Annotated in this window: 16 protein-coding genes; 10 read left to right on the top strand and 6 right to left on the bottom strand. The window is 33.8% G+C overall.

Annotation, left to right across the window (positions count from 1 at the left end; all coding sequences use genetic code 11):
• Positions 1 to 39 precede the first annotated feature (39 nt).
• The 4 genes from EKH84_RS18450 to EKH84_RS18435 form a co-directional block, all read right to left on the bottom strand.
• The gene (locus tag EKH84_RS18450) at positions 40 to 621 is read right to left on the bottom strand and encodes a hypothetical protein (RefSeq protein WP_127067425.1); all 582 of its coding nucleotides are present in this window, start codon (positions 619 to 621) and stop codon (positions 40 to 42) included.
• Positions 622 to 726: 105 nt separating this feature from the next.
• Positions 727 to 1446: a protein kinase family protein gene (locus tag EKH84_RS18445; RefSeq protein WP_127067424.1), complete on the bottom strand. Its 720-nt coding sequence runs from the start codon at positions 1444 to 1446 to the stop codon at positions 727 to 729.
• A gap of 35 nt (positions 1447 to 1481) precedes the next feature.
• Complete coding sequence (locus tag EKH84_RS18440) at positions 1482 to 1766, bottom strand: hypothetical protein (protein WP_127067423.1); 285 nt, start codon at positions 1764 to 1766, stop codon at positions 1482 to 1484.
• Between the two features lie 304 nt (positions 1767 to 2070).
• Entirely contained in the window at positions 2071 to 2952 is an 882-nt protein-coding gene (locus EKH84_RS18435) for a LysR family transcriptional regulator (RefSeq protein ID WP_127067422.1), read from the bottom strand.
• 123 nt (positions 2953 to 3075) lie between these two features.
• Between EKH84_RS18435 and EKH84_RS18430 the strand changes: the two genes are divergently transcribed.
• From EKH84_RS18430 to EKH84_RS18390, 9 genes are all read left to right on the top strand, one after another.
• Positions 3076 to 4113: a homoserine dehydrogenase gene (locus tag EKH84_RS18430; protein WP_190283393.1), complete on the top strand. Its 1038-nt coding sequence runs from the start codon at positions 3076 to 3078 to the stop codon at positions 4111 to 4113.
• Positions 4114 to 4162: 49 nt separating this feature from the next.
• Entirely contained in the window at positions 4163 to 4555 is a 393-nt protein-coding gene (locus tag EKH84_RS18425) for a hypothetical protein (protein ID WP_127067420.1), read from the top strand.
• 127 nt (positions 4556 to 4682) lie between these two features.
• Positions 4683 to 5252 (top strand): HD domain-containing protein, encoded by a 570-nt coding sequence (locus tag EKH84_RS18420; RefSeq protein WP_190283392.1) that lies wholly within the window; start codon positions 4683 to 4685, stop codon positions 5250 to 5252.
• A 106-nt stretch (positions 5253 to 5358) separates the two neighbouring features.
• Entirely contained in the window at positions 5359 to 6054 is a 696-nt protein-coding gene (locus EKH84_RS18415; RefSeq protein WP_127067418.1) for a flavodoxin family protein, read from the top strand.
• A gap of 91 nt (positions 6055 to 6145) precedes the next feature.
• Complete coding sequence (locus EKH84_RS18410) at positions 6146 to 6694, top strand: GNAT family N-acetyltransferase (RefSeq protein ID WP_243118611.1); 549 nt, start codon at positions 6146 to 6148, stop codon at positions 6692 to 6694.
• Positions 6695 to 7457: 763 nt separating this feature from the next.
• Positions 7458 to 8540, top strand: a complete 1083-nt coding sequence (locus tag EKH84_RS18405; protein WP_127067417.1) for a S66 family peptidase — start codon at positions 7458 to 7460, stop codon at positions 8538 to 8540.
• Between the two features lie 86 nt (positions 8541 to 8626).
• A complete protein-coding gene (locus tag EKH84_RS18400) occupies positions 8627 to 9109 on the top strand; it encodes a GNAT family N-acetyltransferase (RefSeq protein ID WP_127067416.1) in 483 nt (160 codons plus the stop codon).
• Between the two features lie 125 nt (positions 9110 to 9234).
• On the top strand, positions 9235 to 9744 hold the full coding sequence (locus tag EKH84_RS18395) for a nitroreductase family protein (RefSeq protein WP_190283391.1): 510 nt from the start codon (positions 9235 to 9237) through the stop codon (positions 9742 to 9744).
• A gap of 144 nt (positions 9745 to 9888) precedes the next feature.
• A complete protein-coding gene (locus EKH84_RS18390; protein ID WP_127067414.1) occupies positions 9889 to 10251 on the top strand; it encodes an MmcQ/YjbR family DNA-binding protein in 363 nt (120 codons plus the stop codon).
• A 108-nt stretch (positions 10252 to 10359) separates the two neighbouring features.
• On the opposite strand, the gene EKH84_RS18385 is transcribed toward EKH84_RS18390, so the two are convergent.
• A complete protein-coding gene (locus EKH84_RS18385) occupies positions 10360 to 12147 on the bottom strand; it encodes an ABC transporter ATP-binding protein (protein ID WP_127067413.1) in 1788 nt (595 codons plus the stop codon).
• A complete protein-coding gene (locus EKH84_RS18380) occupies positions 12137 to 13885 on the bottom strand; it encodes an ABC transporter ATP-binding protein (RefSeq protein WP_127067412.1) in 1749 nt (582 codons plus the stop codon). The genes EKH84_RS18385 and EKH84_RS18380 overlap by 11 nt, the downstream gene beginning before the upstream one ends.
• Positions 13886 to 14355: 470 nt before the next feature.
• On the opposite strand from EKH84_RS18380, the gene EKH84_RS18375 reads away from it, so the two are divergent.
• The gene (locus EKH84_RS18375; protein WP_127067411.1) at positions 14356 to 16329 is read left to right on the top strand and encodes an LTA synthase family protein; all 1974 of its coding nucleotides are present in this window, start codon (positions 14356 to 14358) and stop codon (positions 16327 to 16329) included.
• Positions 16330 to 16574: the final 245 nt, after the last annotated feature.

Raw genomic sequence — 16574 nt, 5'->3', positions numbered from 1 at the left:
TCTTCCAAGGGGTAATAATCATTAGAACATTTTGATGGGTTAAACCTGATTAGGTTTGGCATGAGTGAATATATCTTCAATGTATTTTTCGTAGTTTTCTTTTTGTGTGTGTTTATTTCCAGAATAAATTTTATGTGAAGTAACGGCACTATTTAAAAGAGTAGGTGTTAATGAGGTTAAATGATGAAATTTACCTATGTCGTATAAATTTCTAAGTGTTTTACTGATTTTTAGAAGTGAGTCATAGTATTTGCCATTGGCAAAGCCCCTAAGTTTTGAGGCATCATGGGGTTTTGCATAAAAGAAAAGGGACTTAGCTAGCCACCCATGTTTAGCAAAGCCATCTTTAGTTGTATAGGATAGAACAAAGTTAAGGTAATCAGTAAACTCGGTAAATGGGCCCGTGGTGGTTTTTATACCAACAATAGGATACCATAAGTCTTTGATTTTCCCGCTATTGGTTCCAGAAGAGCTATAAAAAGCAAGAGTTACCTTTTCTATGCCATAAGGGTATTTAATGTCTACATTAATTAAGCCTATCATCCTAAATGGCGATACCGTATAAAGATTGACTTTAAAACTATCTTGATATATTCTGATTATTTCACTTGAGTTTGACATCATTATCACCTGAATCAAATTTATAAAATGTAATAAAGAGATAAACCATATAGTTATGGAGGGCGTAACTATATGGTTTATCTTTAAAGTTAAGGTTTATGCAAACTATAAGAAGCTTTCTTCGAGTTCTTTGAGATCACTTCTTATCTCGTCAAGTTCTACATAGCTTTCTTTAATCTCCAATAGTCGCTGAAGAAATACCTTTTCTTTTTCTGTTAAGTCCAGTTCTTCGTACCAAGGTCTTTCTTCTTCGGTTTCATCAAAATAATAGGAGGTGTAATATAAATGAATTAAAAAATCCCCTAGATACCAGTAATCCATTTTTTTTACATATTTTTTATTGTCTATATAGCGAGCTAATCCAAAATCTATTAATATGAGTTCATTACTATCTGTTAAGATAACATTAGGAGGTCTAATATCACGGTGAACAATATTGTTTTTTTGTAGTATGGCAATAATGTCTAGCATTTTAAAGGCAATTTCATAGATTTCTTTTTTGGTAAACTGATGGCCATCTTCCATGAGTAAATCTTCAAAAACTTGACCTTCCATATATTCTAATATATAGCCTTTTGCATTAGGAAGATTAAATTTTCCCATAAACTTAGGAAAACAAGGGGAATCTAATTTTTTTAATAGTACTTCCTCGTAAAATAATTTTTCTTTTGTTTCCCTAAGCATATTTTTTTTGAGTTGTTTAATAATATATTTTTTGGACTCATGACTTTCAGCTAGATAAACTATGCCATATCGCCCTTCAGCCAACATCTCAGTAATAGAGTATCCATTTATTTGTTCTCCGGGTTTATAATATTTATCCATATACACAACATCTACTTTTAATTAATTTTTTGTGATTATCTGCTAAAAGAACGGCTACGACTGAAAGAACGACTACGACTGAAAGAGCGGCTACGGCTAAAAGAACGTCTAGAAGAACGTCTTGAACGGCAGCGGCAATTTCTACGGCCCCATGAATTGCAACCACAACGATTAAAACAATCACTTGAACGGCGACGACACCTTCTGCAACGTCTTGACCTACGACTAGATCTTCTAGAAGAGTCACTTGAACTACTATTAGAGCGACTTACTTTGAAATGATTATGCCCTCTACATGAATCTGATCTTAAACAACTCATAATACCATCTCCTAATAATATGATTTAACTAGAATATATATTAATATATTGTAGTCATGGTACATTATATGACTCGTATCTATTTATTGTGACAGGTTTGTACTTTGCACGACGTAAAATAATTCAACTATTTTTCAAACTTTCGATTTATTTCATCACTACAAAAGGCTATTTCACAAAGTAGATGATCTTTGTAAAATAGCCTTTTTGTTTTAGGCGTTTAATTGTAATTTCTATAATAACTGTTTGTTCCTTAAAGAAGAGTATAAAATCATAAGACGTATTAGTGCTATAATAAAGAAGATTAAATATATTCTTTTACAAGGTCGATAAAAGCTTTCATTGCTGGAGTAACACATTTATTTTTATGATAAAACACTTGTCCATACATATCTAACTGAAAATCTATGATATTGAGGGGATGAAGAAGTTGTGCTTGAAGTTCATTAGTAATAGAAAACTGAGGAAGAATAGAGAGGCAAATGCCTGAAGCAACAAATTTCTTGATGATTTCTGTATTACCAATTTCCATAAAAGTATGGAAGGGTAGTTTTTTAGATAGAAGTAGCTCCTCAAATGTATGACGATAGCTACAGCTACTTTCTGTAAAGATGAAAGTTTCAGAGGATAAATCTGATAAGTGAAGCGTGTGCTTATTACAAAGAGAATGTGATTTTGGAGCAATGACACATATGGGGTTGGCATATTCCAGCTCTTTAATCCAAAGATCAGAATTGATATGAGTGTCAAATGTCCATAGTAAATCAATAGTATTGGAATTAAGCATAGTAGCGAGCTCACCATAGGTACCTATTTTAATGATAGTATTTACCAAGGGATATTTTTTGTGATAGCTCTTGATGATTTGTGGAAGGTAAGTAATACATAATGATTCTAAAAGTCCAACTCTAAGTTCACCTGAAGGTATAGCAGAATATGACAGTTCTTGTCTGGCATTAGTTACAGCAGCTGTGATTTGTAAGGCATATTTCATAAAGGTTTTTCCGGCTGAGGTTAAGGATACGCTTCTACCAATCCTGTCAAATAAAATAGTATTAAGTTCATTCTCCAACTGCTTAATTTGCGTGGTAACATTTGATTGTGTATAGCCAAGTTCTGCTGCTGCTTTAGAAAAACTATTTAACTCAGCTACTTTTATAAATGAAATAACATTTCTAATCTCCATAAGTACTCCTATCAAAATTATTTATTCTAAATATAAAATGTATTAATTTTACTTATGATATACCGTATGATACGCTGAAACTATAAAATAAGCAATAGTTTTTGCAAAAAGGACGGTGCTATGATGAGAAAAATAAAGATAGGTTTTCTTGGACTTGGTGTTATAGGATCTAAGTTATTAAATATCATTCAAGAAAATAAGGAGAAAACAAAAGAAGCATTTGGAATTGAATTTGAAGTAGTTGTTATTATGGTTCAAGATGTCTTAAAAAAGAGGGATGTAAATACTGAAGGGATTAAAATGACTACTGAAGCAAATGACGTTGTTAAAGAATCTGATGTGGATATTTGCATTGAATGCATGGGTGGGGACGGAGTAGAGAAGACGAGAGAAACTGTACTTTTGGCACTTCAAAACCATAAGCATGTTATTATGTCTAGTAAAAAATGTCTAGCTATGTATGGAGACGAAATAATACAAATGGCACAAGAAAATGGCGTGCAGATTAGAGTTGAAGCTTCAGTAGGGGGTGGCATTCCTATATGTAGATCATTAATGCATATGTCAAAAGGAGAAACTATTATCAAGTTATTTGGAATAGTAAATGCTACATCAAATTATATATTAACTTCAATGAGTAAGAATCATGCATCATATGAGGAGGCATTACTTGGAGCAAAAGTAAATGGTTATGCAGAAAATGATTCATCTGAAGATGTTGATGGTTGGGATGCAGCATATAAATTATGTATTTTATCACGTTTATGTATGAATTTATCTATTAGGTATCAGGAGCTACGTCCTATTTCTTTAAGAAATAAGAATGCAGTAGATATAGATAAGGCAGAGCAAGAGGGAAAAATAGTAAAGCAGATCATCTATGCATATAAGAATAATACTGGGAAATTAGAGTGTTATATTGGTCCTTATGCTATTAGAAAAGACAGTCATTTGGCTATGGTTAGTGATAATAATAATATGATATTCATTGAGGGGGAGTATAGTGGAAAAAGAGCTTTTTATGGTGAAGGTGCAGGAGCTAATGCTACCGCAAGCGTTATGTATGATGATTTGATGGATGTTATTTTTGCAGAGTATAAGTATAGGAATGCAGTAACAAGTCATATAAGCAATATAGATGTATTAAGTATAGAATTGTAAATCGAATACTAGAGTAAAGTGGGTTAGTGATATGGAATGGAGGAGAAAAATGAAAGAGTTTGATTCAGAGTTTTGTCATGTAAAATGTATAGAAGAAGATGATGTGGTGCTACTTACTTGGAAAAAGTTTGCATGTGGTGATGATTATAGAAAACCAACCACCTTTGCTTGGGAACTTTTTAAAAAGAATAATGTAAGTAAATTTATAGTGGATGCAAGAAATGGTTTTGAAGATGACCCAGCCGATGTGGAATGGGGTTTCTCGGTATTACTACCTGGAATGGCTAAAACGTCTTGTAAGATAGTATGCTTTATTATGAATGAAGTAAGTTCTATTGAAGAAGAAATGGATATGTGGACTAAAGAATTCAGCAAGTATTTTAAGATAGTAAAAGCAACTAGCTACGAAGAATATTTAGAAAAGTTTAATAATATTTCTTGACCCTTTTATATTTTCTGCTTATCATAAGTTCAACAGGTTGTACGGCTCAATAGAGACAAGGAGAATAAATGGTGGTAAATGGGCTATATCATGTGATTTTCAAGAGAAAGTCTATAAGGAGGAAATGATGATAAGTTTAAATGAAGCTAATCAAATTTTCAAGGAAGCTTGCGAGTTGAATAAAGGTGATTGGATAGAACATTCTGAGTATGTTGCTAATCTAGCAAGAAAAATAGCTATAAAATCTGGTTTGAATTCAGAAAAAGCCTATATTTTAGGTCTACTTCATGATATTGGAAGAAGAAATGGAATAGTGCAAGCAAGACATGCCATTGAAGGGTATAAATACATGATGGATAAATGTGAAGAGATAGCCAGGATTTGCTTAACTCATACCTTTCAGTACAAAGATGTAATGGGTATATATGATACATGGGATTGCTCGAAGGAAGAGGTAGAAATGGTTAAAGATTACCTAGAGCATATTACATACGATGATTATGACAAGCTTATTCAATTTTGTGATGCAGTTTCTCTAGCTAAGGGGTATTGTATTGCTGAACAAAAGATGGTTAGCTCTGTTCTCAAATTTGGATTTAAAGAAACCACTATAGCAAAGTGGCAATCTATACTGTTACTAAAATCCTATTGGGATAGTAAGGTAAGTGGAAATGTATATGATTACTTTAACGAGTAAGAGGTAGAAATAAACATAGGAATCAGTTCTATTACTTCATAGAATATGGAAGTGACCTATGAATTAATTTGCAACATAAGATTACTCAGTGAAAGGAGTAGAATATATGAATGTTGTTATTATTAATGGAAGTAGTAGAAAAAATGGTGCTACAGCAAAAATATTAAAAGAGATATCAAATGTATTAAATACATATAGTAACATGAATATTCAGTTTATACATTTGTCGGATATAAAGATGGAATTTTGTAATGGATGTTATTCTTGCTATAAGACGGGAACATGTTTTATTCAAGATGATGTTGAGCAGATCATAGAACTTATTTCAAAAGCTGATGGTACTATAATAGGGACACCAACTTATGAAAGTAATATATCAGGACAACTAAAGGTGCTAGCAGATAGAGGGCATTTTGTTTTTGAACAGTTGTTACATCAGCAATATGCATTGACAGTCACGACATCTGAAAATTATGGTGGAGGAGCAGCTTCAAGAATTTTAAATAATCTAATGACCTACTCAGGAGCAACATTAAGTGCAAGTATCAAGAAAAAAATCCTTTTTAATGAAAACCCTTTAGATGCAGTAACAAAGAAGAAATTAGAGAAGGAAGTGAGAAGATTTTACCTAGATATAGAAAAAAGGAAAATACATCCTTTTCAATGGGTAAAGCAGAAAATAATATTTGAAATGGGTATTAAGCAATTTGTATATAAAAAAGCAGCAAAATATACAGGAATATTTGATGGTGTATTTAAGCATTGGGAAAATAAGCAAATTAATTTTAAACATATAGAATAAGGATAGTAGATAATAAAATGGTTGATCAATGAAGAGAAAAGTTGTGAGTAATAAAAAAATATAACAGGGACTGAGAGGCGCATTTGATAAGATGAAAAAGACAGCAGGAAAACATGAAGAAATCTCATATGAAAAAGGTAAAATGAGTGAGTTAGAGGACATCGTTAAGATTTTTAAAAATGCAGCAGAAGAAATGCTTCATCATCAGATTAATCAATGGGATGAAGTATATCCTAATGAAGCAATATTAAAAGCAGATATAGAAAATGAAGAATTATTTGTTGGCAAAATCAATAATGAAATAGCTGTTGTGTATGTACTCAATCAACTATGTGATGAGCAGTATAGTAATGGGAAATGGACAGAAGACCAAGGAAGTTTCAAAGTAGTTCATCGGTTATGTGTGAATCCTACTTATCAAAATAGAGGAGTAGGTAGGCAGACGATGACTTATATTGAAGAGGAATTAATTAAAGAGGGTAAAAGAGCTATTAGATTAGATGTTTTTTCAAAAAATCCCTTTGCACTAAAAATGTATGGGGCACTAGGATATAACGTGGTTGGAGAGGCTCACTGGAGAAAAGGGTTATTTTACTTAATGGAGAAGCTAATAAATAGAAATTTGTCTTGGCGTTTATGAGAAGTACGTCTGAGAGAAAATGAGTGGGTATGGGTGCCTTCCGTTGTTCCGGTTCACATTTTTAGAAGCACTAAGTTCACTTGTTTAGATGAACGGCAGAACTCACTTCGTTCAAACAGCTGCCTAAAACCCATCTAAAACGTTCACTAAGTGCTTCTAAAAAATGCTCCCAAGTCACTACTCCAGGCACCCATACCCACTCATTTTCACAAACGTTGTTGACCTCATAAACATCCAAGACAGTGAAGCAGCGTGGAAAGAAGGCGTAACGACAGTTAAAAAATACTCGAAGCCGGAGGCAGGCGCCCAAGGCAATAACGTATAAAGCTTCCCATAAGTCTATTTTGCCAAGAAGTAGCTCTGTAAGGAAGCTAGGGAGCCTTACAAGCATTATTGATCTCTTAAGCATTCAAACCCCTAAGTGAAAAGTGCAGAAAAAAGATAATAACAAGTTTTGTTTTTTTCTTGAAAACACTTAATGGAGGTGACTTTACGCGTTATTGCTGGTAGAACTGAGAGAGGGTGGCTGTCCTAGCGGGGTGACTTCGGAGTATTTTCAGTAGGCACTTAGCGAACGTTTTGGATGGTACTTAGTCCACGTGCCCCAGGAACCGAGTTTGTGGACGTTCATCCAAAAAAGTGAGCTTAGTGCCTACTGAAAATACGGAGCCAAGCCACGTAGGATAGTCACCCTCTCTCAGCTTTGCCCAAATAGCCTAGTAAAGCCACCGACAAATTCCTATAAAAGACGAGGAGGAGCAATATGAATAAGCCATATTCATTAGTAGCAGGAGACAAAGTAGCCATTGTAAGTTTATCTAGTGGCATACTTGGAGAAGCATTTTGTAAGCATCAGATTGAATTAGGGAAAAAACGTTTAAAGGAGTTTGGTCTTGAAGGCGTTTTTATGCCAAATGCACTACGAGGAATAGAATATTTAAAAAGTCATCCTGAAGCAAGGGCAGAAGATTTAAAAACAGCGTTTTTAGATGATGCAATAAAAGGGATTATTTGTGTGATTGGAGGAGATGACACCTATCGTTTATTACCTTATTTAATGGAAGATCAGCTCTTTATTAAGAAGGTAAAAGAAAGCCCAAAACTTTTTACAGGGTATTCTGATACGACCATTAATCATTTAATGTTTTATAAGTTAGGGATGGGAACCTTTTATGGTCCTAATTTTCTGTGTGACTTAGCAGAGCTAGGAGAACAGATGTTACCTTATACAAAAACAGCTTTTGAGTTGTATTTAAAAGAGACAGATGAACCTCCTATTATACAATCAAGTGCCCACTGGTATGAAGAACGTACAGATTTTTCGGTAGATGCAATAGGAAAAGAAAGAAAGGCTCACCTTGAGACAAGAGGCTATGAACTTTTGCAAGGACCAGAAAAGTTTCAAGGTAGACTATTGGGCGGATGTATAGAGAGCCTTTATGATATGTTATCTAGCAATCGTTATGAAGATGAGAAAGTGGTATGTGAGCAATATGGCATTTTCCCTAGTCTAGAAGAATGGCAAGGTAAAATATTATTTCTTGAGACCTCGGAAGAAAAGCCATCTCCAGAAGAACTAGAGAAAGAACTTATGGCACTTAAGGAAAAAGGCATCTTTGAGGTGATTAATGGCATTCTTGTAGGAAAACCACAAGATGAAACGTATTATGAGGAATACAAATCAGTATATTGTAAGGTGGTAGATAAGGCTGATTTACCAATTGTTTATAATGTTAATTTTGGACATGCACAACCTAAGTGCATTATTCCTTATGGTATTGAAACGGAAGTGAACATGCAAAATAAAACAATTCGCTTTAAGGAGCCATTGTTTAGTAGAAAGTAAAGATAATAAAAACGACATAAGGGAATGAATTAAAAAAGTAAATTAATAGGAATTTGAAAGTAGATGAAAAAGGAGGAATGCTCAAGATGAATAGTGAACCAATATTTAGATATGCAGAAGAAAAGGATGTAGCTTTAATTCTGGGCTTTATTAAAGATTTAGCAGAATATGAGAAAATGTTAGAAGAAGTAGTTGCTACAGAAGAAATGCTTCGATACTGGCTATTTAAAGAGAAGAAGGCAGAAGTCCTTTTTGTTATGGAAAACGAAAAAGAAGTAGGCTTTGCTTTATTCTTTTATAATTTTTCTACTTTTCTTGGACAAGCAGGTATTTATTTAGAAGATTTATTTGTGCTTCCAGAATATCGTGGTAAAGGCTACGGGAAAGCGATTTTAAAGCAATTAGCAAAGCTTACTATAGAGCGTGGCTGTGGTCGCCTAGAATGGTCATGTCTAGACTGGAATAAACCAAGTATTGACTTTTATTTATCATTAGGGGCAACACCTATGGAAGAATGGACCACCTATCGTGTAACAGGTGATACTTTAAAGAAACTATCAGGGCAGTAATGCGACAATTAGCTTACATATGGTTTAATATACATAAGGTCTTAAGTCATATAGTGGAACAAGACTGTTGGGAAAACAATTATAATAAAGAAGCTTATGATTTACACTTAGTAAGGGGGAAACGTATGGAATTAGAGGAAGTGATGTACAAAAGAAGGAGTTCAAGAGAATTTCTGACAAAGGAAATAGCAGATGAAGATATAGATACTTTAATGCACTACGCTATGAGTGGACCAAGTGCTTGTAATAAAAGGCCGTGGGAGTTTTACATTATTAAAAATGCAGGTATTAGAGGAGAGTTAAGGAAGGTAACAAAATATACAGACCATATGTCACCACTTATTATTATTGTTGCTGGTAACACAAAAAGGGCACTTGCTTTGCAGCTCAATGATTTTTGGATACAAGACTGCTCTGCAGCAATAGAAAATATTCTACTCGGGGCAACATCCTTAGGTATTGGTTCTTGTTGGTGTGGGTTAAAACCACAAGTAAGACCAGTAAAAAAGGTTCAAACTATTTTAGGTATAGAAAAACACATTGTACCACTAGGTTTAATTCATTTAGGTTATACGGCTCAAGAACCCGAGCAAAGAAGTCAATATGATAAAAAAAGAATACATATCATGGAATAACATATTTGGGGAACTTCTATTATTAGTGAGGGAAGAGTGTATGGAATTAGAGAAAGTCGTATATCAAAGAAGAAGTTCATCATCGAACTTATATCAATATTCGTAATACGAAGTAAAATCTTTTACTTAAAGGAGTGTAAGAAAATGAAATATGAATGGATTGATCAATATCTTCTAGAAAAAAAGGGTGTTACTAAGGATTTGAAGAAGGAATGGAATTGGATACGTTATTTGTTAGGGGATAAAATGTTTGCAGCTATTTGTTTGGATGAATGCGATAAACCCTATTATATTACTTTAAAATTAGACCCCATAGAGGGTGACTTTTTAAGACAGCAATATGATGATATTGTACCAGGTTATTATATGAATAAAGTACATTGGAATTCGATCAAACCAGATGGAAATGTTCCTGATGAGTTAATGAAAAACATGCTAGATAAGTCATACCAGTTAGTATTGTCTAAGTTAAGTAAGAAGAAGCAGCAAGAACTACTTCAAGGATAGAGTGCCCTATATATTAATAAATACAAAAACATGTCTTCAAAGAAGCATCAAAGCTTAATGAAGACATGTTTTTTAGTAACTAAGAACTATTTTACTATAGCTTCTTTATTATGCACCTTCGCTTAAAAAGCGATATTGTGCTTTATATAAATTGTAATAAAGTCCCTTCTGCGCTATGAGTTCCTCATGTGTTCCACATTCAGCAATATTAAGGTCGTTAATTACCATAATCTTATCGCAGTCACGAATGGTAGATAAACGGTGAGCAATAATAAAGGAAGTTCGTCCTTTAAGAAGCTCCTTTGTTCCTTCTTCTACTAAGGTTTCGGTTTGTGTATCAATATTAGAAGTTGCTTCATCTAATATCAAAATACGAGGATTAGCCAGTAGTGCCCTAGCAAAAGCTAATAGTTGTCTTTGCCCTAATGAAAGTCTAGAACCTCTTTCATTAATCTTCGTTTGATACCTATCTTCTAGGCGCATAATAAAGTCATGAGCATGAACAGCTTTAGCAGCAGATACGACCTCTTCGTCCGTAGCATCTAGCTTACCATAGCGAATATTCTCCATAATGGTATCAGAAAACAGGAAGGTATCTTGAAGCATAATTCCCATTTGCTCTCTTAAAGAACCAAGCTCTACTTCTTTAATATCATGTCCGTCAATTAAGATACGTCCCTCGGTAGGATCATAAAAACGGCTAATCAAAGAGATAATGGTTGTTTTACCAGCCCCAGTAGGACCTACTAAAGCGATTCTTTCACCAGGTTTAATCATAAAATTCACGTTGCGTAGCACTTCCGTTTTTTCATCATAAGCAAAGGAAACTTGCTCAAAACGTACTTCACCTTCGATAGAAGAAAGTGAAGGTGCATCTGTTTTACTATAAATGGTAGGTTCTACATCTAAAATATCAAAAATACGGTCAGCTGCTGAAAAGTTAGAAATCAGCGTATTATAAAAGTTACATAGATTCATAATAGGATTCCAAAACATTCCTACGTACATAGAAAAGGCCAGCAGAGTACCAATCTGAATTTCTCCAGAAGTAACCAATCGGTAACCAAACATATAAACTAAGACAGCACCTAGACCAGCAGAAATATCAACTAGTGGCCAAAATAAATCATTAAGCTTGACAGCATGAATAAAAGAAGAAGAAAGTTCACTAACGATTTCTTTGAAGTTACCTGCTGTTTGCTTTTCTTCTGCATAAGCTTCTACGACTTTAATACCAGAAAAGTCTTCGTGAGTAAAAGCATTCATAACAGAACGTTTGCTACGGTAAGCATCCCATCTACGTCTTGAGAAAACTTCAATATAAAACATGGCACCTATTAAAAATGGCAAAATGATTAAGCAACCTAAAGCCAATTTTACATTTAAAGCTAGCATAAAACAGGAGATGCCCACTAGTGTAAGAAGTTCTGGAATGAGGGACTGAATACTTTGAGTAAATAAATTCTGAAGTGCATTTACATCACCCATAATGCGAGCCAGTATTTTACCCACAGGCCTTGAATCAAAGAAATTAAAAGATAAGCCTTGAATGTGGGTATAAAGTTGATGACGGATCTCTACTAAAATTTTATTACTTACCTCTGCTACTAAAATATATCGTATTTTAGAAAAGCCCCAAGCAGCTAAGTTACAGGCGCATAAGAAAAGTCCCATAATCAGAAGACCGTTGACATTTTTATCAGCTACATAAGTATCTATAGCCCTTCCTAAAAGGAGGGGATTAATTAAATTACAAAGCATCACTAAGATCATGAGTGAAATAACAATTGCACTTTTTCTTTTATAAGGTTTTAAATAGCCTAACAATCGTTTAATGAGCTGAGACTTACTTCTAGATAAAACCTTTTCTTCTTTTCTAATGTTATTAGCAGACATAAGTCGCCTCCTTTAACTGCTCCTCAAAGCTTTCAAATTGCTTTTGATAAATGGCATAATAACGACCACGCTTTTTGAGCAATGTTTCATGGTTACCTTGTTCTACGATTTTACCGTTTTCTAAATAAAGAATGATATCAGCATTTTTTACAGCAGAGATACGGTGAGCAATCATAAAGGTAGTTGTTTGATAATTTTTTTCTTTAAGATGAGTGAGAAGCTCATATTCAGTTTCAGTATCTAAAGCTGAGGTAGCGTCATCTAAAATTAAAATAGGTGCTTTCCTTAAAATAGCTCTAGCAATAGCGAGACGTTGTTTTTGGCCTCCGGATAAGCCAACGCCTCTTTCTCCTATTTGTGTACGATAACCTTCTTCTAATTCTGCAATAAAAGGTGTTGCACAAGCTAAATCACAGGCAGTTGCAACTTCTTCCATAGAAGCGTTTGGTTTTCCAAAGCGTACATTGTCAGCAATAGTATCTGAAAATAAGAAAGTATCTTGCATGACGATGGACATATTTTGTCTGAGTGTATGTAAATGCCACTTTGAAAGTGGTATGCCATCAATGAGGATTTCACCACTAGAGGGCTCGTAATAGCGTCCAATTAAATTTAAAAGTGAGCTCTTACCAGAACCGGTAGTTCCCATAATGGCTACAGTACTGCCTGCTGGAATGTCTAGGTTAATATGTGATAAAACTTCTTCACCCTCGTTATAATGAAAGCTTACATCCTTAAAGCTAATATGTCCGTTAAGGGTATCTGGACAGTAAGCATCATCAGGACTTGTGATTTCTGCTGGTCGATCTAGTATGGCAAAGATTTTCTTAGCAGAAGCAGAAGTACGAGAAAGCATATCGGTAAGCCACCCTAGTTGACGAAGTGGCCAGACGATATACCAAATGTAAGTATTAAAGGCTGTTAAGGTACCTAAAGTCATTTCTTCTTTGAGAACCATATAACCACCGAAGATAATCATGGCTACCAAAGCGGTATTAGTGAGAAAGTCAATAATTGGAAAATACTTAGACATATAGCTTGCTTGCCTCATGTTAAGTTCGTAGTAACGCTTATTTAGCTTTAAGAATTTTTTGACTTCATATTTTTCACGAGCAAAAGCTTTAATTAAGCGAACACCTGCAATATTTTCCTGAGCAGTGGTATTAATCACTGCTGTTTGATCACTGAGTTCTCCATAGCAAGCACCAAAAAGCTTTTCTAGCTTAAGGGTGATAAAGCCAATGGGTATTAAAAGGATTAAACAAATAAAAGCTAATTTAGCATTTAAGCTAAATAGAATAATAGTGCTTAATACAATATAAAAGATATTTTCAATAAGTAATCTCAGCCCAAATCCTAAGGTTTGCCAAATGTTTTCTAAATCTTCACCGATACGAGCCATAAGCTCACCTGTATTCATATGATCGAAGTAAGCAAATTCAAAGGATTGAATATGATTAAAAAGCTGATTTTTTAAATTGAGATGTACTTTAGTGCTCATCAAATCATAAAGAAATTCCTTGGTGTAACCCAAGATAGCTTTAAACAAAGCTAAAACCAAAAGCCAAATCACTAAAGATACGACTAAATTGCTTTTACCGCCCAAGATAGCATCATCAATAAAAGATTTTTGAATGAGTGGTACAATCTGATCAATACCAATAACCGTAAACATGGCTAAAGTGGCAATACCAATCATGGCGGGATATTTAAAAACATACTTAAAAACACGAAGCATAAAACGTAACCTCCCCTAGAAAATATATTTTTGGCGTACAAAAAAAGGCCATGTTAAACCATGACCTTTTGGACGCAATAAAATATTAAAAAATTAATCAAAAAGGATATTCATGGTGAATAGCCTATCCGGAAATAGAGATAGGACTAATAACATTATTTAATTTTGTAAAGCCATACATACGAACATTTTTACGATTATTAAACATTAGTCCTACCTCCTTCTTTAAAATTTGAAATCTGTGATTATTATATACATAAGTATAATATTAAGTCAATGTTAAAATTTTAATTGTTAAAATTTGATTAAGAATGTACCAGTAGAAAATTTTCTTGTTAAAATAGCTAATAACTTATAAAAATTGCCAGGAAGTTTAGTTATTTAAATGGTTGATTGCAACAGAATTTATGATATATTAGAATTTGATATTTAAAATAGAATGCTATGGGGAAAAAGAGAGGGACGGTAGGATGTTACTCATTTATTTAATTGCAGCACTTTACTATTTAGAAAGTGTTTTTCGAATAGTGTTTAGTGGCAAATTTTTAAGTTCAGGACTGTTTTATAGCTTATTATTTGCTGTGCCAGTAGGTGTGTTATGCTATTTGATTTGTACGGCTTTCAAAGAAGAAAAAAGGAATACGGTAGGTTGCACTTTATTAGGTGTGATTACTTTTGTTTTTATATCACAGTTCATTTACTATAAGATTTTTAGGATGTTTTATACCTTATATTCAGCATCTAATGCAGGTCAGGTTTTTGAATTCTGGGAAATTATCATGATTAAATTAAAGAATGATATAGGACCAATCTCATTAATGCTTGTACCATTTGTATTATTACTTATTGTTAAAAAGTGGATTAAACCATTTAAAGTAGTAAAGGCTAAAGAAAGATTTGCTTTAGGAGGTATAGCAATACTAGCACAATTGATTGCTGTAGGTTTCCTTCATTTAGGAGCGAAGGATGCTTATTCTCCTTATGATTTATATTATCAGCATCATTATCCTATTATTGCAGCAGAAAAACTTGGCCTTATGACGACTTTAAGATTAGATGCTAAGCGTACTTTATTTGACTGGAACCCAGGTCTAACAGAAAGCAATCAAGAAGTTGTCCTGCTTTCACAAGCACCTGATGATGATATGGATTTTCCAGATAGTAGCGTACCAGCTATGAGCGAAAATGTAGAAGAAAATGTTGATTATAATGAGTTAGATATTGATTTTGATAAACTTATTGCAGAAGCAGATTCAGAAGAGATGAAAGCTATGCATACTTACTTTAAAAACGTAAAGCCTACAGCTAAAAATGAATATACGGGGAAATACAAAGGTTATAATTTGATTACGATTACAGCGGAAGGCTTCTCACCTTATGCTATCAGAGAAGATTTAACACCAACACTTTATAAGCTTTCCAAAGAAGGCTATCAGTTTACAAATTTCTATACGCCATTATGGGAATTAAGTACTTCAGATGGTGAATATGCTCTATGTACAGGGCAAATTCCAAAGAGTGGTATATGGAGTATGGCAAGTTCTGGAGCTAACGCAATGCCATTTACTTTAGGAAATCAGCTTGCAAAGGAAGGCTATAAGACTATGGCGTTCCATGACCATGACTATGATTATTATGATAGAGATATTTCTCATCCTAACCTTGGCTATGATTATAGAGCTAAGGGAAAAGGGTTAGATATAGAAGAAGCTTGGCCAGAGTCTGATGTAGAAATGATGGATGAATCTGCAGCCGAGTATGTTCATGATGCACCTTTTCATACGTACTATATGACAGTAAGTGGTCATATGAATTATTCCTTCTCAGAAAATGACATGTCTAAGAAAAATGAGGATTTAGTCAAAGACTTAGACTTATCAGAGACAGCCAAAGCTTATTTAGCTTGTCAGATTGAATTAGATAGGGCTATAGAAAGTTTATTAAAGCAATTAGAAGAAGCTGGCGTATTAGACCATACTTTAATTGCAATTACACCAGATCATTATCCTTATGGTCTTAATAATGAGTATATTAGCGAACTAGCTGGTAAAACAGTAGATGAAGATTTTGGTATTTATAAAAGTACTTTTCTTCTTTATACACCTGGCATGACACCTACAGTAATCGATAAGCCTTGTTCTAGCCTAGATGTATTACCAACCTTATCTAACTTAATGGGCCTTGAGTATGATTCTAGATTATTTGTAGGAACAGATATTTTCTCTTCTTCAGAGCCATTAGTGATGCTTTATAGTCGTAACTTTATTACAGGTAAAGGGCGTTATAATGCCTTAACCAAGGAGTTTACCACAGCTATAGGTGCTGATGTAGATGAAGATTATGTAAGAGATATGATTGATACAGTAGATGCTAAGTTTTACTATTCAGCCAAGGTACTGGAAGAAAATTATTACGAAAAGATTTTATCAGCTATAAAAGAATAAGCATTGTATTTGACAATGTGATATAGTACAATGCAAACATAGTGATAAAAAAGAAAGGAGCTTATGTTATGAAACTTTTTGCTATCAAACAAGGATACACCCCAATGGCAAGTAGCAGTATGTCAAAAACAGGTATGTTACTGTGGGTTGGGGATACTATGCCTTTTTTTAGAAAAAAGTGATGACATTAAGCTTTTTTTAGGTAAGTAGCTCCAACTCTAAAGAGGTTTCTTCAAAAGAAGGAC

The organism is Cellulosilyticum sp. WCF-2, assembly GCF_003990395.1.
Classification (GTDB): Bacteria; Bacillota; Clostridia; order Lachnospirales; family Cellulosilyticaceae; genus Cellulosilyticum; species Cellulosilyticum lentocellum.
This window is presented reverse-complemented; position numbering and strand designations above follow the sequence as displayed.

Excerpts from the sequence above, each read along its gene's own strand:
- EKH84_RS18425 (WP_127067420.1), top strand. The coding sequence starts at position 4,163 with ATGAAAGAGTTTGATTCAGAGTTTTGTCATGTAAAATGTATAGAAGAA.
- EKH84_RS18400 (WP_127067416.1), top strand. The coding sequence starts at position 8,627 with ATGAATAGTGAACCAATATTTAGATATGCAGAAGAAAAGGATGTAGCT.
- EKH84_RS18405 (WP_127067417.1), top strand. The coding sequence starts at position 7,458 with ATGAATAAGCCATATTCATTAGTAGCAGGAGACAAAGTAGCCATTGTA.
- EKH84_RS18380 (WP_127067412.1), bottom strand. The coding sequence starts at position 13,885 with ATGCTTCGTGTTTTTAAGTATGTTTTTAAATATCCCGCCATGATTGGT.
- EKH84_RS18420 (WP_190283392.1), top strand. The coding sequence starts at position 4,683 with ATGATAAGTTTAAATGAAGCTAATCAAATTTTCAAGGAAGCTTGCGAG.
- EKH84_RS18445 (WP_127067424.1), bottom strand. The coding sequence starts at position 1,446 with ATGGATAAATATTATAAACCCGGAGAACAAATAAATGGATACTCTATT.
- EKH84_RS18385 (WP_127067413.1), bottom strand. The coding sequence starts at position 12,147 with ATGTCTGCTAATAACATTAGAAAAGAAGAAAAGGTTTTATCTAGAAGT.
- EKH84_RS18375 (WP_127067411.1), top strand. The coding sequence starts at position 14,356 with ATGTTACTCATTTATTTAATTGCAGCACTTTACTATTTAGAAAGTGTT.
- EKH84_RS18450 (WP_127067425.1), bottom strand. The coding sequence starts at position 621 with ATGTCAAACTCAAGTGAAATAATCAGAATATATCAAGATAGTTTTAAA.
- EKH84_RS18395 (WP_190283391.1), top strand. The coding sequence starts at position 9,235 with ATGGAATTAGAGGAAGTGATGTACAAAAGAAGGAGTTCAAGAGAATTT.
- EKH84_RS18440 (WP_127067423.1), bottom strand. The coding sequence starts at position 1,766 with ATGAGTTGTTTAAGATCAGATTCATGTAGAGGGCATAATCATTTCAAA.
- EKH84_RS18390 (WP_127067414.1), top strand. The coding sequence starts at position 9,889 with ATGAAATATGAATGGATTGATCAATATCTTCTAGAAAAAAAGGGTGTT.
- EKH84_RS18410 (WP_243118611.1), top strand. The coding sequence starts at position 6,146 with ATGAAAAAGACAGCAGGAAAACATGAAGAAATCTCATATGAAAAAGGT.
- EKH84_RS18415 (WP_127067418.1), top strand. The coding sequence starts at position 5,359 with ATGAATGTTGTTATTATTAATGGAAGTAGTAGAAAAAATGGTGCTACA.
- EKH84_RS18430 (WP_190283393.1), top strand. The coding sequence starts at position 3,076 with ATGAGAAAAATAAAGATAGGTTTTCTTGGACTTGGTGTTATAGGATCT.
- EKH84_RS18435 (WP_127067422.1), bottom strand. The coding sequence starts at position 2,952 with ATGGAGATTAGAAATGTTATTTCATTTATAAAAGTAGCTGAGTTAAAT.